This window comes from Actinoplanes teichomyceticus ATCC 31121 (assembly GCF_003711105.1).
GTDB classification, from domain to species: domain Bacteria; phylum Actinomycetota; class Actinomycetes; order Mycobacteriales; family Micromonosporaceae; genus Actinoplanes; species Actinoplanes teichomyceticus.
In genome coordinates this window covers 1,234,905-1,253,399 of record NZ_CP023865.1, presented here as the reverse complement: position 1 = coordinate 1,253,399, position 18,495 = coordinate 1,234,905, and the positions used below count along the sequence as shown (strand labels likewise).

Here is an 18,495-nt window from a genome sequence, read left to right as displayed (position 1 = left end):
ATGTCACTTCGTCAGGGTCTCCGCAACGTTCTTGAGCAGCAGCGCCTCGGCCACGCAGACCCGCTCGAACTCACCCAGGTGCAGGCTCTCGTTCGGCCCGTGCGCCGCGGAGTGCGGGTCTTCGACACCGGTCACCAGGATCGTCGCATCGGGGAACAGCTCCTGGAAGGTGGCGATGAACGGAATCGAGCCGCCGACGCCCATGTCCACCGGCTCGGCGCCGTCCCAGGCGGACCGGAACGCGGCGCGGGCGGCCTCGAACCCGGGGCCGGTGGCCTCGATCACCGACGGGTTGCCCTCGCTCTCCAGCGTCACCTCGACGTGGGCGCCCCAGGCGACATGCTTCTCCAGGTGGCTCTTGACCGCGGCGTACACCGATCCGGGATCGTCGCCGGGAGCGACCCGCACGCTGATCTTGGCCTTGGCCGTCGCCTGCAGGGCGTTGGCCGCCTCCAGGGTGCGCGGCGCGTCGATGCCGAGCACCGAGATCGCCGGCTTGGTCCAGATCCGGTCCGTGATGGTGCCCCGGCCGATCAGGCCGACCCCGTCGAGCATCCCGGCCTCGTGGCGGAACCGGTCCTGCGGGTAGTCGACGCTGGCGCCCTCGCGGCCGACCAGACCGGCGACCGCCACCTCGCCGTCGTCGTCGTGCAGCGTGCTCAGCAGCCGGGCCAGGGTGATCAGCGCGTCCGGCACGGGGCCGCCGAACATGCCGCTGTGCACGGCGCTCTTCAGCACCTTGACCTCGACGAACAGGTTGACCAGACCGCGCAGCGAGGTGGTCAGCGCGGGCCGGCCGATGTCCCAGTTGCCGGAGTCGGCGATCACGATGACGTCGGAGCGCAGCTCCTCCAGGTGGGCCTGGATGATCGCGTCGAGGGAGTCCGAGCCGTACTCCTCTTCGCCCTCGACGAACACCACCACACCGACCGGCAACCGGTCCCCGAAGGCGCGCAGCGCCGCCACGTGGGCCATCACGCCGGCCTTGTCGTCGGCGGCGCCGCGACCGTAGAGCCGGCCGTCCCGCTCGACCGGCTCGAACGGGTCGCTCTCCCACAGCGCGGGGTCACCGGCCGGCTGGACGTCGTGGTGCGCGTAGAGCAGCACCGTGGGGGCTCCGGGCGGGGCGGGCCTACGGCCGATCACCGCGGGCTGGCCGCCGTGCCGCACGATCCGCGTGTCGAGGCCGCAGCCCCGCAGCAGCTCGGCGACCGCCTCGGCGGACCGCTCCACGTGTGAGTGGTCGAAACCCTCGAAAGCGATGCCCGGGATCCGCACCAACCGTTCCAGGTCGGCGCGGACACCGGGCATCTCCCGCGCGAGGGTGGCGCGCAGGTCGGATTCAGTCAGGCTCATCGGCTGATCGTAGAACTGTCCCGGGCCGCTTTCGGCAATCAGCCGGCCTCGGTGCCACCTCCGCCGCCCTCCGCGCGACCGCGGCGGCGCGCCTCGCTGGCCCAGTTCATCGCGCGGCCGGCGGCCGTGCCGGCCATGTCGGCCGCGCCGTCGCCGACCCGGCGCAGCAGTCCGACCAGCGGATCCTGCGAATTGGCGAAGTCTTCCCGGTACGACCTGGCGGCCGCTTTCACGTCCTCGGTCACCGAGGCGTCGCCGTCGGAGTCACGGTGCGGGTAGTCGCCGCCCAGAATCTGCGCGTACGCCCCGGAGTCGATCCACTTGCGCAGCTCGGCGGCCCGGGCGACCGGGAACGGGTGGGTGCTCCACGCGGTCATCCCCAGCTTGTGGATGCTGTCACGCAGGTCGCCGCCGCCCTCGTACTCCGCGGCCTGTTCCAGGAACGCGGTCGTGTCGATCTGCGACAGGTCACCGCCACCGGCCAGTTTCATCAGCAGCCGCAGCGAGGCGGCCGGGTCCTGACCGGCGAGCAGACCGGCCCGGTCGGCGGACAGCTCCGCCTTGCGCCACCACTCCAGCATCGCCGCGATGATCGCCCGCAGCGCGATCGCGCCGACCGGGATCCAGCTCAGGTTGGCCGCCCAGTTGGTCAGGATCATCATGATGGTCTTGTAGACGGCGTGGCCGCTGCGCACGTGCCCCAGCTCGTGTCCGAGCATCGCGCGCAGCTCGTCGTCGTCGAGCTTCTCCACCGCGCCCGTGGTGATCACGATGAACGGCCGGTCCAGGCCGATCGCGGATCCGTTGATGACCGGCGACTGGGTCACGAACAGCTCGGGCAGCTCGGCGATGTCCAGCGTGCTGGCCGCCTCGGTGTAGCGCTGGTAGACCCGCGGGTACTGCCGGTGGTCCACCCGGATCGAGCCGGCCAGGTAGCTGAGCCGGAACCCGCGCTCGTTCCACATCCCGAAGAACGTCTTCACCACGTCGTCGAAGCCGCGCAGCTCCCGCAACGCGGACAGCGCGCCCCGGTCGGCCGGGTGCTCCCAGGCCCGCGAGCTGATCCCGGTCAGCGTCACCCGGCGGCGCACCGGCCGGTTCGCCTCGTCGGTCGTCATCGTTTCCACCCCGTCCTCCGCCGCGGTCGCGACGGTCGTGGCTGCGTGCGGCAACATCGGCGGCGCCACCCCGGCGCACGCCGATCACCTCGGCATACGCGCCGGGCGCGCCGGACCCAACGTACGCCCGGAACGCAACGGTGTCGTCAGGGTCGGTCCCCTACGGGACGGGCGCGGGACGCCCCGTGGCCGCACCCACGCCCCGCCGCCCCCCTACCGGACGGGCGCGGGACGCCCCGTGGCCGCACCCACGCCCCGCCGCCCCCCTACCGGACGGGCGCGGGGGCTCCCGGCGGGACGAACGGCAGCCCGGCCACCGGCCCCTTCTCGATCAGCCGCCACAGCGCCTCGGTGTCCAGGTGCTCGGCCACCAGGTCGCCGAGCACGTCCAGGGCACGCTCGCGGATCGTGGCGTACCGGGTGTCCGGGGCCACCGTGAAGCGCCGCCCGGCCTGCCGGGCCGCCACGGTCAGGAAGCGGCGGCGGAACTCGTCGGACTCGAAGGCGCCGTGCCAGTGCGTGCCGTAGACGTTTCCGGCCACCGCCCCCTCCGGCTCGCCACCGTCGTAGCGCAGCAGCGGCTCGGGCTCGCCGGACGAGACGAACCCGTGGTGGATCTCGTAGCCGCGTACCGGCGCGCCCAGAGCGCTGCCCTCGGAGCGGGCCAGCGTCTTGCGGGCCGCGAAGGTGATGCCGACCGGCAGCAGGCCGAGGCCGGGCGTGACGCCGTGCCCGCTCTCCACCTCGTCGTGGATCGACTCGGCGAGCATCTGGTAGCCGCCACACACGCCGACCAGCGGTTTGCCGGCGGCGGCGTGCGCACGGACCGCGTCGGCCAGCCCGGTCTCCCGCAGCCAGGCCAGGTCGCTGACGGTGGCCTTGGAGCCGGGCAGCATCACCAGGTCGGCGTCGGCGAGGTCGCCCGGCTCGACGGTCAGGTGCACCCGTACGCCCGGCTCGGCGGCGAGCGCCTCGGCGTCGGTGGCGTTGGAGATCCGGGGCAGGCGGACCACCGCGACGCGCAGCCACTCGCGGCCGTGCGGCGGGCCCGGGCGGCCGAGCGTGGTGCCGTACGCCAGGGAGTCCTCCGCGTCCAGCCACACGTCGCGGTGGAACGGCAGCACCCCGTGCACGGGTCGGCCGGTGGCCGCGGTGATCATGTCGTTGCCCGGGCGGAGCAGGCCCAGGTCGCCGCGGAACTTGTTGATCACGAAGCCGGCGACCAGCGCCTGGTCCTGCGCGGAAAGCAGGGCCAGGGTGCCGAAGAAGGCCGCGAAGACGCCACCCCGGTCGATGTCGCCGACCACGATCGCCGGCAGGCCGAACCGCCGGGCCAGGCCCATGTTGACGAAGTCACCCTCGCGCAGGTTGATCTCGGCGGGACTGCCGGCGCCCTCGCAGATCACGGCGTCGTACTCGGCGCGCAGGCTGGTCAGGGTGGCGTACGCGGTCTCGGCGAGCCTGGGCCGCAGCGACCGGTAGTTGCCCGCGGTCACCGTGTCGATCGCCTCGCCGAGCAGGACCACCTGGCTGGACCGGTCGCTGCCCGGTTTCAGCAGCACCGGGTTGAAACGCAGGTCGGGGGCGAGACCGCAGGCCTCGGCCTGCATGGCCTGGGCGCGGCCGATCTCGCCGCCGCGGCCGTCCGGGCCGAGCACGACGACCGAGTTGTTCGACATGTTCTGCGCCTTGAACGGCGCCACCCGGACGCCGTTGCGGTGCAGCCAGCGGCAGATGCCGGCGGTCAGCACGCTCTTCCCGGCGTCCGATGTGGTCCCCGCGACCAGCAGCCCGCCGCTCATCGCGCCCACCCTGCGGAGCCGGCGCGGGCGGCCGTGCCGCGGGACGAACCGGCGGCCGCGGACGGACCAGCGATCCCGGCCCGGCCCGCGGACGGGGATCCACCAACGACCACGGAACGACCAGCGACCCCGAACCGGCCAGCGACCCCGAACCGGCCCACGAACGCGGACCGACCAGCGCCCCCGGACCGACCAGCGACCCCGGACCGACCAGCGACCCCGGACCGGCCAGCGACCGCGGCCCACGGCAGCGAGGGGATCCGCTGCGTCCGGGCCGGCCCGCGCCGCCGCAGGGCCGCGGCGAGGCCGCCGCGGGCCATCGCGCCACCCGCCGCGAGCAGCACGGCCACGGCGCCGACCGCTCCGGAGACCCGCGCCGCCCGCTTCAGGTGAACCGCCGACGGCCGCGGCCCGTCGCCCAGGAACGGCCGCGTCTCGCTGCGTCCGAAATAGACATTACGTCCGCCGAGCCGCACTCCCAGCGCCCCGGCCATGGCCGACTCGCACTGGCCGGCGTTCGGGGACGGGTGGTCGGCACGGTCGCGCCGCCACACCCGCAGCGTCTCCCGCGGCGACCCGCCGGCGATCGGCGCCACCGCGGCGGTCAGCAGCCCGGTCAGCCGCGACGGCGCCAGGTTCAGCAGGTCGTCGAGCCGCGCCGAGGCGGTGCCGAACCGCTCGTACCGCGCCGACCGGTGCCCGACCATGGCGTCCAGCGTGTTCGCCGCGCGATAGCCGAGCAGGCCGGCCGGCCCGAGAGCGGCGCCCCAGAACAGCGGGGCGACGACCGCGTCCGAGGTGTTCTCGGCGACCGACTCGACCGTGGCCCGGGCCAGCTCCGGCTCGTCCAGCGCGGACGGATCCCGCCCGCACAGGTGGTTGAGCCGACCGCGGGCCGCCGGCAGGTCACCGGCCTGCAGATGCCCCGCCATCACCCGGGACTCCCGGCGCAGGGTCCGGCCACCGAGCACGGTCCAGGTGGCGGCCGTGGTCAGCGCGAACCGGGCCGCCGGCCACCGCCGCGCCGCCCGGCCGGCGGCCAGTCCGGCCAGCGCCGGCACGCCCACCGCGACCGCGGTGAACACCGCCCCGGCCCGGCGGTCGGGACGGTAGACCCGGCGTTCCAGGGCGGCGGCCGCCGTGCCGAACCCGGCGACCGGATGGAACCGGCGCGGGTCGCCGACCGCGGCGTCCAACAGATATCCGGCGAGCAGTCCGGCCGCGTCCGCGGTCCACCGGTACGACACTGGTTCCCTTTCCACGACTCGCGACCGATGTGCCGGCTACGCTTCAGCGACCGAACGGCGTCAGATCGCACGCCCAGACGGCCAGCGCCGGCGGTTCCGACTCCGGGTACGGCACCGGCTCCAGCGCGCCCCACTGGATCGAACCGGGCGCGCGGTCCTCCAGGAACTCCACCACGATGCCGTGCAGGTCCTCGGTGACCTGATAGGCGACCGGGAACACCAGGTCGGCCGGCTTACGGGTGCCGACCGAGCAGCGCAGCTGGCCGGCGTCCGTGTCGTGCCAGACGTAGAACGTCGCGGTACCCCGGTGCCCGGAGGCCGCCACCTGCTCGCGCAGCACGGCCGCGGTCTCCTGGAACGCGGCCACCACCTCGTCGGCCGTCATACCGATGCGCTCGTGCAGTGGCGCCCCGAACCAATTGGTGTTGACGTGCTCGGCGTCCTGATCCTCCGGCGAAAGCACCATCGTCTCGTCGGCGACGGCGCGGATGTCCTTCAGCATCACCGCTTCAGTCTGCCGGTTGGGCTAGTCTCCCGACCAATCGGGCCGCTCCGCCCGACGGCCGGGAGAACCGGCACGATCGGCCCATCCCCATCGAGGGAATCGGGCGCCGTCGACCGATCCGGGCTCCCGCAACCGGCGGCCCGGCCTCGGACCCCGATCCGGCCGGGCCGCCGGGCGCCGACCACCCGTCGGATCCGCAGGGGAGGATCCTCGGGCGGCGGCGGTGCGGGAAGGTCTCAGGCCGCCACCGGCTCCCGCCTCGGCCGGCGGCTCCGCCGCACCTCGGCGGTCCCCGGCTCGGCCGCCGCCGGCTGGTCCGACTCCTCGGTCGGCCCGGCGACCACCTCCAGGAAATCCGGCTCGGTCTCACCGGGAAGCAGCTCGGGCAGCCCGTCACCGAGCCCGACCGGCACGTCGGCCACCGCGTCGGCCGCCTCGCCGCCGATCATGGCGTCCGCTTCGCCGTCCTCGACCGCGCTGGTGGCGGCCGCCCGGTTGCGGTAGAACCGGGCCCGGCCGCGGGCCAGGTCGTGGCCGATCGCCAGCGCCTCCATCTCGTACGACACGCGGTGGTTGCCCTCCTCGTCCTGCCAGTCACGGGTGTACAGCCGGCCGAAGGCGACCACCGGGTCGCCGACGGTGATCGAGGACGCGACGCCCTCGGCGAGCCGGCGCCAGGCGGAGACCCGCACCCGCAGCGTGTTCCCGTCGACCCAGCAGCGGTTCTCCCGGTCGTAGCGGCGGGCCGTCGAGGCGATCCGGAAGTTCGCCACGAGTTGGTTGGACTCCTTGGTGCGGCGCCACTCGGGGGCGGTCAGCACGTTGCCGACGACGGCGATGGTGGTGTCGAACACTGGTCTCTCCTTGACGTCGGGTGCCGCCGACAGAACGTCGGTTGCGGCGGACGTGCAGAGCCTGCTCCGGGCGGCGCCGCGGGGCGGAGCACGCTGTGGACGGGGCGCGGATGTGCACGACGGCCGCGGATCATGGTCGATCTGATATGGCGCACGGCCGCGTACCCACGGGTAACCTGTCGGGGTGGAGACCGACGTCCTGGGCTGGCCGTACGAACGGCACACCATCGAGCTGGGCACCGACGACGAGGGCCCGGTCGTGGCCACGCTGGTCCGGCGGCGCGCCGAGCGGCCGTCGCGCCGTGCGGTGCTGCACGTCCACGGCTTCGTGGACTACTTCTTCCAGACGCACATGGCCGACTTCTTCGTCGCACGCGGCTGGGACTTCTACGCCCTCGACCTGCGCAAGTACGGCCGCAGCCTGCTCCCCCACCAGACGCCGAACTTCGCGCACAGTCTCACCGACTACTACCCCGAACTGGACGAGGCGGCCCGGATCATCCGAGCCGAGGACGGCCACGACCAGCTGCTGGTGACCGGCCACTCCACCGGAGGGCTGATCACCTCGCTGTGGGCGCACTCCCGGCGCGGGCAGGGCATCGTCGACGGACTGTTCCTGAACAGCCCGTTCTTCGACTTCAACCTGCCGTGGTTCATGCGCCGGCCGGCTCTGTCCATGCTGATCGCGGCGACCGGGCGTAGTCCGTACCGGAAATTGCCGACGTCCTCCCTGGGCCTATACGGACAGAGCCTGCACCGCGACTACCACGGCGAATGGTCCTACGACCTGGCGTGGAAGCCGATCCTGGGCTTCCCGGTCCGGATGGGTTGGCTCGCCGCCATCCGGCGCGGCCAGCGCCGCCTGCAGGCCGGCCTCGCCATCGACGCGCCGGTCCTGGTCGCCTGCTCGGACCGGACCTTCCGCGGCCGGGAGTGGCACGACGACGTACACGTGTCCGATTCTGTGCTGGACGTCGAGCACATCGTCCGGTGGGCGCCCGGCCTCGGCCCGCGGGTCACGATCGCCCAGTTCAACGGCGGCAAGCACGACCTGACCCTGTCCGGCAAGGAGGTCCGCGCCGAGGTCTTCCGTGAGCTGGGCCGATGGGTCGACGCGTTCGTGCCCGCGCCGGGAACGCCGGAGGTCACGATCCCGCCCGCGCCGGAGGACCAGGGCGGCCGGGCCGTCGTGTTGGAGGCCGCCGAGGCCGCCGTGGAACGGGCCGCCGACGAGGCGGACGACAAGTCCGGCACGACCGCTTAGTATGTGCTGGCCAGCGCTCGTAGCTCAGCGGATAGAGCAACGGACTTCTAATCCGTCGGTCGTAGGTTCGAATCCTACCGGGCGCGCCTTTTCCTTGCTGCTCTTCACCACCGGAACCATCGCTGCTCTTCACCGCCGCAACGGCTGCTCCTCACCACCGGAACCATCGCTGGTCTTCACCGCCGCAACGGCTGCTTCTCACCACCGGCACGGCCGCGCGGGATGCGCCGCACCGGGCGGCGGAAGGCCCGCGAGCCGCCGTCTTGCGGCCGAGAGGACCGGGCGGCGCGGGGGCGACAGCTGCGGGGTGAGGCCGCCGGCCGTCCCGGCGCCGGCGGCCGTCGATGCGACCGCCGGCGCGGGCGTCATCGCACCCGGATGCGCACGGCGTCGAAGGCCGGGGTCTGGTTGGCGCGTTCCATCATCGGGATGCGGTGCGAGCCGTCGCCGGCCCAGGAGGCGCACTGGGCGGTGCCGGACTGTGGCAGGCCGGGGACCTGGATGGTGACGGTGTCCGGGGTGGCGCCGCCGTTGCTGTCCTCGGTGGCGACGAAGAATGCCGGCACCGGCTCGGGGGCGGGTGCCTCGTTGGTGCTGGCCAGCATCCGGCAGGCGGTGTGGAAGTGGCCGCGGACCAGGCCGTTTCGCAGGACGCTGGACTCCACGTAGTAGCCGCCCTGGCCGGCCGCGAGGAACCGGTCGCGGATCAGGTTGCGGGTGCTGACCTGCAGGGTGAACGGCTGGTTGCGGTTGACCTGCCGGGGGGCCTGGGTGATCAGCAGTGACGGGTTGTTGGCCGCCGAGCCGACCTCGCCGAACTCGGTCGAGACGCAGCGGTCGCCCTTCTGGAAGCCGTCGTGCGCGGGCAGGTTGCTGCTCGCGCAGCTGTTCGTCAGGACGCCGAGGTTGCCACCCGGGGCCGCGGTGGTGGCGGTGGCCACCGGCGTCGCCGGGGCGGGCGAGCCGTTGAGCGTGCAGGCCGACAGGCCCTCGGCGTTCAGGTCCGGCTGCGGCGCGTTGCGGCCGATCGCCGTCTCGATCCGGTTGATCGTGGCGAACCGCTTGTCCTTCAACGGGCCGAGGATGGCGTTCTGGATGAAGTTCGCACCGCCCTCGCCGGCGGACGAGGCGAGCCGCTTGTCGGCCTCGGCGATCTGGGTCCGCAGCAGGTCGAGGTTGCGCCGCACCTCGTCCTGGGCCTGCGCCGGGATCGCCACGTCGACCCGCACCTGCGGGCAGTTGACGGTGGGCGCGGACTCCGCGGCCGAGGCCACGCCGAGTCCGATGCCGGCGAGGGTCACCGCGACCCCGGCCACCGCGACGATCTGCCAGCGGCGCGACCTGTTGATTCGGGATCTGTTCATCGGCCTGTGCCTTCCCCATGGCGAGTGCTTCGGCCATCGATACGGAAGCGCTCCCACAGTGGATCAACGGTGGGTCCGGGAAGATCGTCACAGCCGGCACCCCGGTCACGACGCACTCCCACCCCACCGGTCGGGAAATTTCGTTTCCGGCCGCCGCCGGCGCTGCCAGGATCCGGATCGCGCGTTGCACTAACCGCAAGCGAGGACTGAACCGGCCGGACGGCCCTGGCCGTACGACAGACCGGTGGTTGGGACCTCACCCACACCGCACCGGCCCGCACCACCGGGGGGACTAGGCTTGACGCCTCGTGAACTGGGCTTCGGCGTGGCGGCCCGGGCGGCCTACCGAAACATGGAACGGAAGATGATGATCGATCAGGCCAAGGTGCGTGTCCTGCTTCTGGAGAGCATCCATCCCGATGCCGTGTCCCGTCTCGAGGAGGACGGCTTCGAGGTCCAGTCCGTGCCGAACGCGCTGGACGAGGCCGAGCTGATCGAGCGTATCTCCGGGGTGCACCTGCTCGGCGTCCGCTCGAAGACCAAGGTCACCGCGAAGGTGCTGGACAAGGCGGACAGCCTGGTAGCGATCGGGGCGTTCTGCATCGGCACCGACCAGATCGACCTGGCCGCCGCCACGGCGTCCGGCGTCGCGGTCTTCAACGCCCCGTTCTCCAACACCCGCTCGGTGGTGGAGCTGGCGATCGCCGAGATCATCGCGATGACCCGCCGGCTGACCGAGAAGAACCAGCTGATGCACGCCGGCGTGTGGGACAAGTCGGCGGACGGCGCGCACGAGATCCGCGGCCGCCGGCTCGGCATCGTCGGCTACGGCAACATCGGCACCCAGCTCTCCGTCCTCGCCGAGAACCTCGGCATGTCGGTCTCCTTCTACGACACCGCCGACAAGCTCGCGCTGAGCAACGCGCACCGCTGCGCCAGCCTGGAGGAGCTGCTGGTGAGCAGCGACATCGTCACCCTGCACGTGGACGGGCGGCCGGGCAACGCCGGTTTCTTCGGCGCCGAGCAGTTCGCCCAGATGCGCCCGGGCAGCCTGTTCCTCAACCTGTCCCGCGGCATCGTGGTCGACCACCTGGCGCTCCGTGACGCGCTGGTCAGCGGCCACCTGGCCGGCGCCGCGGTGGACGTGTTCCCGACCGAGCCGAAGGGCCGCGGCGACGAGTTCGTCTCCGAGCTGCGCGGCCTGCCGAACGTGATCCTCACCCCGCACATCGGCGGGTCGACCGAGGAGGCGCAGTCGGACATCGGTGGCTTCGTGGCGAACAAGCTGGCCAAGTTCCTCACCGAGGGCAACACCACGCTGAGCGTCAACCTGCCCGGCGTGGTCCTGCCGGAGCAGCCCGGCCTGCACCGGATCGTGCACGTGCACATCAACACCCCGGGCGTGCTCGCCCAGGTCAACCGGATCCTGGCCGAGCACAACGTCAACGTCGAGGGTCAGCTGCTGAGCACCCGCGGCGAGTACGGCTACCTGATCACCGACATCGGCAAGGGCTACAGCGACGAGGTGCTGGAGCAGCTGCGCGCCATGGAGCAGACGGTCCGCCTGCGCGTGCTGTCCTGACCATCGGGCGGCTGGCGCACGGCCCGCCCGTGCGTCAGCCCGCCTCCACGCTGAGCAGCGTGAGCTTGGCGACCGCCTCGACGTCGTACCGTCCGGAGGTGTTCCAGTCCTTCGGGGTCAGCGTGGAACCCGGCGCGACGTCACGCAGCGTGCGGGTCCCGGCGGTCACCGTCGTCGCGCCGCCGCCGACCCGGACCCGGATCGGGCTGTCGGCCGGCGCCCGCAGGGTCAGCTCCTCGATCCCACCGGTGATCTTCACCGGCACGGTCCCGGAGGCCGACGACAGCGCCATCACCGCGCGCCGGGTCCCGCCGACCACCTCGATCCCGGTCACCCGCCCCTGGCCCAGGTCGACCTCGCGCTCCGCGGCGTACCCGGCGAAGCGCAGCGACCAGCGCACCGAGATCGCCAGTACCACGTCCACCTCGCCGTCCGCGCCGTCGCCGTCGCGGGTCATCTGCAGGCGCACCCGGTCGTCGGCGAGCTGCGGGCTGGGCCGCAGCGGGGAGTCGTCCGGGGTGCTGATCCGGAACAGGTCGTTGCCGATGTCGGCGACCCGCACCCGCACCCGGTCACTGGCCGCCAACATCTCGAACGTGGCCCGGGTCCGCCCGTCGAGCGGCGCGGTGACCGTACGCGGGCCGGCGCCCCGGTCGCCGTCGCCGCCGAGGTTCAGCATCTGGTTCACCCGGGAGTCCGGGCCGGCGTAGAACACCACCCCGGTCAGCGCGATCACCAGCCCGGCGACCACACCCAGCACGGTCATCCCGACGGTCACCACCCGGGACTGCCGCCGCGGCAGCCGCCCGCCGCCGGGCACGGCAGCCGACGCGGCCGCCGCCGACGAGACCGGGATCAGGTCCGCCCCACCGCCCCACGACGCGGGCGACGCGGCCGGGTCACGGTCCGCCCCACCGCCCCACGACGCGGGCGACGCGGCCGGGTCACGGTCCGCCGGACCACCCCAGGACGCCGCAGATGCAGCCGGGGCACGGTCCGTCCCGTCGCCCCAGGCGCTTGCCGCCCAGCCGGGGAACGCGGATGGCGATGCCGCTGCGCCCGGCACGGTCGGCGCGGATTCCGGGCCTTGACGACGTACGATCGGCAGCCCGCCGGAATCGGCCTCGCCCCCCGCCCGGGTGCCCGGTTCCTCCGGCTCGCCCAGCGGCCGGTTCCCGCTGATCGGGCCGGTGCCGAAGCCGAACGAGGCACGCCCGGTCCCGGCCGGGGTGGCCGGCCCGGACTCCGGCCGCACCGCGGCTCCGGCCTCCGGCGCCGCCGTCCCGCCCCCCGCGCGGGCGTCGCCGAACCAGCCGGCCGGCATCCCGGCGCTCTCCGCGGCCTCCTGCGCCGGCGGGCGGCGGTAGACGCGGTCAGGTTCGCCCGGCCGCCGCACCGGCAGCTCGTCTGCGGCCGGCGCCGACGGCGAAGGAGCTACCGGCTCCGGCGTTGCGCCGTCGATGGCGGTACGGTCCACGGCGGATGTCCTCTCCCCAGCAGCGCCGTCACTTGGCGCCCGCAAGGCAATACGGATCGCAGCCCTGCGCGGATGAGCGGAATCGAACAGTGATCGGCGAATTCACCGGCGGTCCGGGCGGACCAGTCCGCGCCGGGTCGCGATGGCCACCGCCTCGAGCTGGCTGTGCGCGCCGAGTTTGGCCAGCACCGCCTTCTGGTAGCCCCGGCAGGTGTGCACGCTGATGCCCAGCCGGCGGGCCACCGCGCGAGCGTCCAAACCGGCCGCCATCAGCTGCAACACCTCGTCCTCACGGGCGGTGAGCCCGCTCTGCCGGGTCACCGTCGCCGGCGTGGTGCTGCGCAGCAGCCGGGCCATGATGTCGGTGGAGACGGTCATCCCGCCGCCGTGCGCGGTCCGCAACGCGTTCAGCACCTCGGCCAGCGCGCCGTTCTTGGAGATGAAGCCGGCGGCGCCGAACGCGGTGGCCCGGCTGATCAGCGCCTGATCCTCCCGCGCCGTGAGGATCACCACACGAACGTCCGGCTGGCGCACCCGGATCAGCTGCGCGATCGCGATGCCGTCGGCATCGGACAGTTCCGGATCGAGCAGGATGACGTCCGGCGCGACCTCCGACGCGAGGTGCAGCGCCTCCTGACCGGTCCGCGCATGACCCACCCAGAGCAGGTCGGGCTGCCCGGCCAGGGCGTGTCCGAGCAGCTCGGCAAAGGTCTGGTGACCGTCGACGACGAGCACTCGGATCGCCTCGTCGTTGCCCATGCGTACACCATCCTCTGTCCAGCGGTCCGGCCCGAAGGGCCCCGCGCAGTCTAAGGACTACCCGCCCTACCGCCCGCCCTACCAACAGGCGACCGTTGTGGCGCGGCGACGTTAGGGTGCCACCCGAGCGGTGGTCTTGCCCAGTCTTTCGGCCGAGGCCACCCCCCGCATTGGGGCTTGCCGGTGGTTGGCGCCGCGGACACGATGCTGGATCATGTACGACATCCAGCTCTTCGGCCGTATCGAGGTCCGCACCCGTGGCATCCGCCTCGCGGGTGACGACTTCGGCGGCGACCGCCCCCGCCAGCTGCTCGCCCTCCTGGCGCTGCACGGCGAGCAGTCGCTTGTGGAGCTGTCCGACCGGGTGGACGCCCCGCCCGCGGCCGTACGGGCCGACCTGCGGGTGCTGCGCGAGCGGCTGGACCCGGACGCGCACGACTCGGTGCTGGTCGGCCGGCACGGGCGTTACCGCCTGGACACCGAGCGTGTCCGGGTCGACGTCGCCACCTTCGACCAGCTGCTCGCGGCCGCGCGGGGCCGCACCCCGGAACGCGCCGCCCGGCCGCTCACCGCGGCCACCTTCCTGGCCGCGCGCCCGCTGCTGGAGGGTGAGGACACCCCGTGGGCCGCGCAGCTGCGCGCGCAGTACCGCGCGAAGCTGCGGACCGCCCGCCCCACCGCCACCGCCGCCTGACCCGCCCGCCCGGCGCAACCGCCCGACCCGCCCGCCGCAACCACCCGACCCGCGGCGGGCCCGCCGCCCACGGGCCGGACCGCCCGACCCACGGCGGGCCCGCCGGCCGCGGACCGGACCGACCGGATCGCCCCACCCACCACCCGACCCACGGCAGGCTCGCCGCCCACGGACCGGACCGCCCCGACCCGGGGCCGGCCCGCCGCCCACGGGCCGAAAACCGGCGGAAATCCTCGGCGTACCGGCGGAGAATCGCCGGGTGTTCGACACTCCGACCGCTCTGCTCCCGGTCCCGCTGGCCCCGGAGATCTCGCTGCACCTGGTCACCGCCCCGGTCGGCCTCTTCGATCTGACCGGTGGCGAGTTCCGCAGCGACACCCCGCCCCCGTTCTGGGCCTTCGTCTGGGCCGGCGGCCAGGCGCTGGCCCGCTACCTGCTGGATCACCCGGACGAGGCGGCCGGCCGCCGGGTGCTGGATCTGGCCACCGGTTCGGGGGTGGCCGCGATCGCCGCGGCCCGCTGCGGCGCCGCGCTGGTGGCCGCCACCGACATCGATCCGGCCGCGGTGGCCGCCGCGCACCGCAACGCGGCGGCCAACGGCGTCACCCTGGCCGACGGCCTCGACCGGCCGGAGCTGGTGCTGGCCGGTGACGTCTTCTACAGCCCCACGGTGGCCCCGCGGATGACCGCGCAGCTGCGCGCCGCCCGGCGGGACGGGGCGTGCGTGCTGGTCGGCGACCCCGGCCGGGGGTACTTCCCGGAGCGCCTGTTCGAACTGGTCACCGAGTACGTGGTGCCCGTCCCGGAGCCCCTGGAGGAGACCGGCGAGCTGCGGACCGGCGTGTGGCGGATGCGCTGATCGCACAATATGCGTTCACCACGCAACAAGTTGTACGCTACACGTATTGTCCGCCGGCGCTCATGAGGACGGCAACCCCGTGCAGGATCAGCAGAACGCCACGGCCGGCGCGGCCCGGCTGTCCGAGGAAATCATCCGATTGATCCGGATGGGACCGCGTTTCCGGGGCATGCTCAAGACCGGGGACCTCGGCGCCGAGTTCTCCGCATTGATGCTCCTACCGCCGTTGCACGCGATGGGCCCGATGCGAGTCACCGACCTCGCCGACCTGAAACAGGCCGACCCCTCAACCGTCAGCCGGCAGGTCGCCCAGCTGGTCAAGGCGGGGCTGGCCCGGCGGGAGGCGGATCCGGCGGACGGCCGGGCCTCCCGGCTGGCGGTCACCGAGGCCGGGGTGGCCGCCTGCGAGCGCCTGCGCACGGCCCGGGCCGCTCTGCTGGAGCGGGCGCTGAGCGACTGGCCGGCCGAACGGGTCGACGCCTTCGCCCGGCTCTTCGAAGAATTCAACAGCTCCGTCGAGGCCCTGCTCCGCACCGACCTCGGCACACCACCACGGGAGAACCTGTGAGCCACCCCAGCCCGCGGGCCGAGTCATCGGCCACGGAATTCACCCACCGGCAGATCCTCACGATCCTCGCCGGCCTGATGATGGGCATGTTCCTCGCCGCCCTCGATCAGACGATCATGGCCACGGCCACCCGGACCATTGCCGACGACCTCAAGGGCTTCGACCTGCAGGCGTGGGCCACCACGGCGTTCCTCATCACGTCGACCATCTCGACACCGCTGTACGGCAAGCTGTCGGACATCTACGGCCGGCGACCGTTCTTCCTGTTCGCCATCGGCATCTTCATCGTCGGATCGTTCCTCTGCGGGCTCTCCGGCGACATGTACCAGCTCGCCGCGTTCCGGGCGATCCAGGGCATCGGCGCCGGCGGCCTGATGTCACTGGCGCTGGCCATCATCGGCGACATCGTCCCGCCCCGGGAGCGCGCCAAGTACCAGGGCTTGTTCCTGGCCGTCTTCGGCACCGCCAGCGTCCTCGGCCCGATCCTGGGCGGCTTCTTCGCCGGCGCCGACGAGATCCTCTGGGTGGACGGCTGGCGCTGGGTGTTCTACCTGAACGTGCCGATCGGCCTGGCCGCGATGGCGGTCGTGGCGCGCGTGCTGCACCTGCCGCACCACCGGGTCGACCACCGGATCGACTGGCCGGGCGCGGTCGCCCTGATCGTCGGCCTGGTGCCGCTGCTCACCGTCGCCGAGCAGGGCCGGGACTGGGGCTGGGACTCCGGCCGGGCGATCCTCTGCTACGTGGTCGGCGGCATCGGCCTGATCGCGTTCGTGCTCGCCGAGCGGGCGTACAAGGAGGAGGCGCTGCTGCCGCTGCGCCTGTTCGGCAACCGCACCGTCGGGGTCGGCGCCACCGCCAGCACCATCCTGGGCATGGCGATGTTCGGCGGCCTGATGACCGTCCCGCTGTACCTGCAGATCGTCAAGGGCTCCTCGGCCACCCTCGCCGGCCTGCAGATGATCCCGTTCGTGGTCGGCATCATGTCCGGCTCGATCATCTCCGGTCAGCTGATCGCCAAGACCGGCCGCTACCGGATCTTCCCGATCGTCGGCAGCGTCCTCATGGTGATCGCGCTCTTCCTGTTCTCCCGGGTCGGCGCGGACACCCCGCTGTGGCGGACCATGCTGGTGATGGTCCTGATGGGTCTGGGCCTGGGCGGCAACATGCAGCCGATGATCACCGCGGTGCAGAACGCCGTCTCCCCGCGGGAGATCGGCGTGGCCACCGGCGCGGTCACGTTCTTCCGCTCGATGGGCGGCACGCTGGGCACCGCGGTGTTCCTGTCGGTGCTGTTCAACGTCCTGCCCGGCAACATCTCGGACGCCTACCGGGCCGCCGAGAAGGATCCGGCGTTCGTCGAGGCGATGGCCGACCCGGCGCAGCGCCGGCTGCTCGACCAGGCGCAGGGCAGTAACGCGCTGAGCGACACGTCGTTCATCAACAAGCTCGCCGACGCGGTGGCGCACCCGTTCAAGGTCGGCTTCTCGGACAGCGTGCACGTGGTCTACCTGATGGCGTTCGCGGTCATGCTGCTCGGCCTGATCGTGGTGTTCTTCCTGCCGGAGATCCCGCTCTCCCAGCGCTCCGCGCAGCAGCAGCGCGCCGAGGACGCGCTGCAGGCCCAGCAGAGCGCCGGCGTGCCCGGTCCGGGCGCCGGACCGGGCGCCGGCGGCGACCCGAACCCCGCCGGGGTCCGGGCGGGCGGCGACGGTCCCGGTCACTGACGCGATTGCGGGGGTACGAACGGCCGCCCGGCCGTCCGTGCCCCCGCGCACGCACTAGCGTTACCCCCATGGCTGTTGTGAAGATCAACGCGATCGAGGTTCCCGAGGGCGCCGGCCCCGAGCTGGAGAAGCGCTTCGCCGCCCGGCACGGCGCGGTGGAGAACGAGCCTGGCTTCCTGGGCTTCGAGCTGCTGCGCCCGGTCGCCGGCGACAACCGGTACTTCGTCTACACCCGGTGGGAGTCGGAGGAGGCGTTCCAGAACTGGGCGCAGGGCAACGCCAAGGCGGCCCACGCCGGCGAGCGCGCCAAGCCGGTCGCCACCGGCGCGACCCTGCTCGAGTTCGAGGTCGTCCAGCACGTCGAGAAACCCTCCGAGTAACCCGCGCCGCACCCCGGCGACGCCCCGGCCGGCTCCACGGCCGGGGCTGTCTAGTGGCTGACCTGGCGGTCCCGGGCGGCCGCGGCGACCAGCCGCTCGGCCACCGTGCGCCGGTCCAGGCCCAGCCGCTGGGCGCTCTCCTGCAGGACCCGGAACGCCTCCTGCACCCCGCACCCGCGCTGCGCGATGATCACGCCGACCGCCCGGTCCACCGCGGCCCCCTCGCCCAGCGCCTCGCGCCGGTGCAGCTCACCGAGCAGCACCTCGGCCTGCCCGGCCACCGCCATCGCGGTGAGCAGCACGTCCGGCCCGACCTCGCCGGGACGGTCCAGGCACACGGTGAGCGCGCCCACCGCGGTCCGGCGCACGTCCAGCGGAATCGAGGCGACCGCCCGGATGCCGTCCGCGCGGGCCGCCTCGCCCAGCTCCGGCCAGCGTTCGTCGGCTGCCAGGTCGCAGGTGGTGACCAGGGCCCGGGTGCGGGCCGCCTCCAGCGCCGGGCCACTGCCCTGGGCGTACTGGAGCTGAAGTGACGTCTCACCGGCGGACCCGGCGGCGACGACGGTGGGCGGGCCGCCCTCGCCGATCAGCGCGACCGAGCAGCGGACCGCGCCGGGCAGCGCGCCGAGGGTGAGCGAGGCGAGCCGGTCGAGCGCCTGCCCGAGCGTGTCGGACGCCAGCAGGCCGACGGTGACCTCGTGCAACAACCCGGCCAGCTCGACCGGGTGCGGTCCCGCGCCGGTCTGCGACACGACGCCGGTGTGCCGGGGCCGGACGCCGGCGACCAGCCGCCCGGTCTTGCCGGGTGCGGTCGTGGCGCCGGAGGTGGCGCGCCGGCGGGACCGGGTGCCGCGCTGCCCGGCTGGGACACGACGGTGCGGTACTGACACTCGACGGATACTGCCATGTCGATCCGGCGTGGTCCCGGTTCGGTGCCCC

Annotated in this window: 16 protein-coding genes, 1 tRNA gene and 1 pseudogene; 8 read left to right on the top strand and 10 right to left on the bottom strand. The window is 73.2% G+C overall.

What is annotated here, in order from left to right; genetic code table 11:
• Positions 1–3 precede the first annotated feature (3 nt).
• The 6 genes and pseudogenes from ACTEI_RS05690 to ACTEI_RS05665 all read right to left on the bottom strand — a co-directional run bounded on the left by ACTEI_RS05690 (position 4) and on the right by ACTEI_RS05665 (position 6,882).
• Entirely contained in the window at positions 4–1,350 is a 1,347-nt protein-coding gene (locus ACTEI_RS05690) for a dipeptidase (protein WP_122981934.1), read from the bottom strand.
• A 44-nt stretch (positions 1,351–1,394) separates the two neighbouring features.
• Entirely contained in the window at positions 1,395–2,474 is a 1,080-nt protein-coding gene (locus tag ACTEI_RS05685) for a M48 family metallopeptidase (protein WP_122981933.1), read from the bottom strand.
• Positions 2,475–2,740: 266 nt separating this feature from the next.
• Positions 2,741–4,276, bottom strand: a complete 1,536-nt coding sequence (locus ACTEI_RS05680; protein ID WP_122981932.1) for a cobyric acid synthase — start codon at positions 4,274–4,276, stop codon at positions 2,741–2,743.
• A 284-nt stretch (positions 4,277–4,560) separates the two neighbouring features.
• Positions 4,561–5,523 (bottom strand): annotated as a pseudogene (locus ACTEI_RS05675) (cobalamin biosynthesis protein); the annotation flags it as partial.
• A 43-nt stretch (positions 5,524–5,566) separates the two neighbouring features.
• On the bottom strand, positions 5,567–6,025 hold the full coding sequence (locus ACTEI_RS05670; RefSeq protein ID WP_122981931.1) for a hypothetical protein: 459 nt from the start codon (positions 6,023–6,025) through the stop codon (positions 5,567–5,569).
• A gap of 239 nt (positions 6,026–6,264) precedes the next feature.
• Positions 6,265–6,882, bottom strand: coding sequence for a single-stranded DNA-binding protein (locus ACTEI_RS05665; protein ID WP_239082570.1), 618 nt, complete (start codon positions 6,880–6,882; stop codon positions 6,265–6,267).
• Between the two features lie 184 nt (positions 6,883–7,066).
• Between ACTEI_RS05665 and ACTEI_RS05660 the strand changes: the two genes are divergently transcribed.
• Together ACTEI_RS05660 and ACTEI_RS05655 are read left to right on the top strand one after the other, a co-directional pair.
• Positions 7,067–8,146 (top strand): alpha/beta hydrolase, encoded by a 1,080-nt coding sequence (locus ACTEI_RS05660; RefSeq protein WP_122976680.1) that lies wholly within the window; start codon positions 7,067–7,069, stop codon positions 8,144–8,146.
• 13 nt (positions 8,147–8,159) lie between these two features.
• Positions 8,160–8,232 (top strand) — tRNA-Arg (locus ACTEI_RS05655).
• Positions 8,233–8,511: 279 nt separating this feature from the next.
• Here ACTEI_RS05655 and ACTEI_RS05650 read toward each other — a convergent pair.
• Complete coding sequence (locus ACTEI_RS05650; protein ID WP_122976679.1) at positions 8,512–9,510, bottom strand: hypothetical protein; 999 nt, start codon at positions 9,508–9,510, stop codon at positions 8,512–8,514.
• A gap of 364 nt (positions 9,511–9,874) precedes the next feature.
• Here ACTEI_RS05650 and serA point away from each other — a divergent pair, with 364 nt between their 5' ends.
• Entirely contained in the window at positions 9,875–11,092 is a 1,218-nt protein-coding gene (gene serA / locus ACTEI_RS05645) for a phosphoglycerate dehydrogenase (RefSeq protein ID WP_122981930.1), read from the top strand.
• A gap of 34 nt (positions 11,093–11,126) precedes the next feature.
• Here serA and ACTEI_RS05640 read toward each other — a convergent pair whose 3' ends face one another.
• Together ACTEI_RS05640 and ACTEI_RS05635 are read right to left on the bottom strand one after the other, a co-directional pair.
• Entirely contained in the window at positions 11,127–12,569 is a 1,443-nt protein-coding gene (locus tag ACTEI_RS05640) for a hypothetical protein (protein WP_145831095.1), read from the bottom strand.
• Between the two features lie 102 nt (positions 12,570–12,671).
• Positions 12,672–13,328: a response regulator gene (locus ACTEI_RS05635; RefSeq protein ID WP_122976677.1), complete on the bottom strand. Its 657-nt coding sequence runs from the start codon at positions 13,326–13,328 to the stop codon at positions 12,672–12,674.
• Positions 13,329–13,542: 214 nt separating this feature from the next.
• Here ACTEI_RS05635 and ACTEI_RS05630 point away from each other — a divergent pair, with 214 nt between their 5' ends.
• The 5 genes from ACTEI_RS05630 to ACTEI_RS05610 all read left to right on the top strand — a co-directional run bounded on the left by ACTEI_RS05630 (position 13,543) and on the right by ACTEI_RS05610 (position 17,556).
• Entirely contained in the window at positions 13,543–14,022 is a 480-nt protein-coding gene (locus tag ACTEI_RS05630; RefSeq protein ID WP_122976676.1) for an AfsR/SARP family transcriptional regulator, read from the top strand.
• Between the two features lie 259 nt (positions 14,023–14,281).
• Positions 14,282–14,881 carry a class I SAM-dependent methyltransferase gene (locus ACTEI_RS05625; protein WP_122976675.1) on the top strand — a complete coding sequence of 200 codons (600 nt, stop codon included), beginning with the start codon at positions 14,282–14,284 and terminating at the stop codon, positions 14,879–14,881.
• 46 nt (positions 14,882–14,927) lie between these two features.
• Positions 14,928–15,449, top strand: coding sequence for a MarR family winged helix-turn-helix transcriptional regulator (locus ACTEI_RS05620; protein WP_239082571.1), 522 nt, complete (start codon positions 14,928–14,930; stop codon positions 15,447–15,449).
• Positions 15,446–17,176: an MDR family MFS transporter gene (locus tag ACTEI_RS05615; protein WP_122976673.1), complete on the top strand. Its 1,731-nt coding sequence runs from the start codon at positions 15,446–15,448 to the stop codon at positions 17,174–17,176. The genes ACTEI_RS05620 and ACTEI_RS05615 overlap by 4 nt, the downstream gene beginning before the upstream one ends.
• A 68-nt stretch (positions 17,177–17,244) precedes the next feature.
• Complete coding sequence (locus tag ACTEI_RS05610; protein ID WP_122976672.1) at positions 17,245–17,556, top strand: antibiotic biosynthesis monooxygenase family protein; 312 nt, start codon at positions 17,245–17,247, stop codon at positions 17,554–17,556.
• Positions 17,557–17,606: 50 nt separating this feature from the next.
• Here the strand turns inward: ACTEI_RS05610 and ACTEI_RS05605 are convergent, their stop codons facing one another.
• Positions 17,607–18,446: a GAF and ANTAR domain-containing protein gene (locus ACTEI_RS05605; RefSeq protein ID WP_122976671.1), complete on the bottom strand. Its 840-nt coding sequence runs from the start codon at positions 18,444–18,446 to the stop codon at positions 17,607–17,609.
• Positions 18,447–18,495 lie beyond the last annotated feature (49 nt).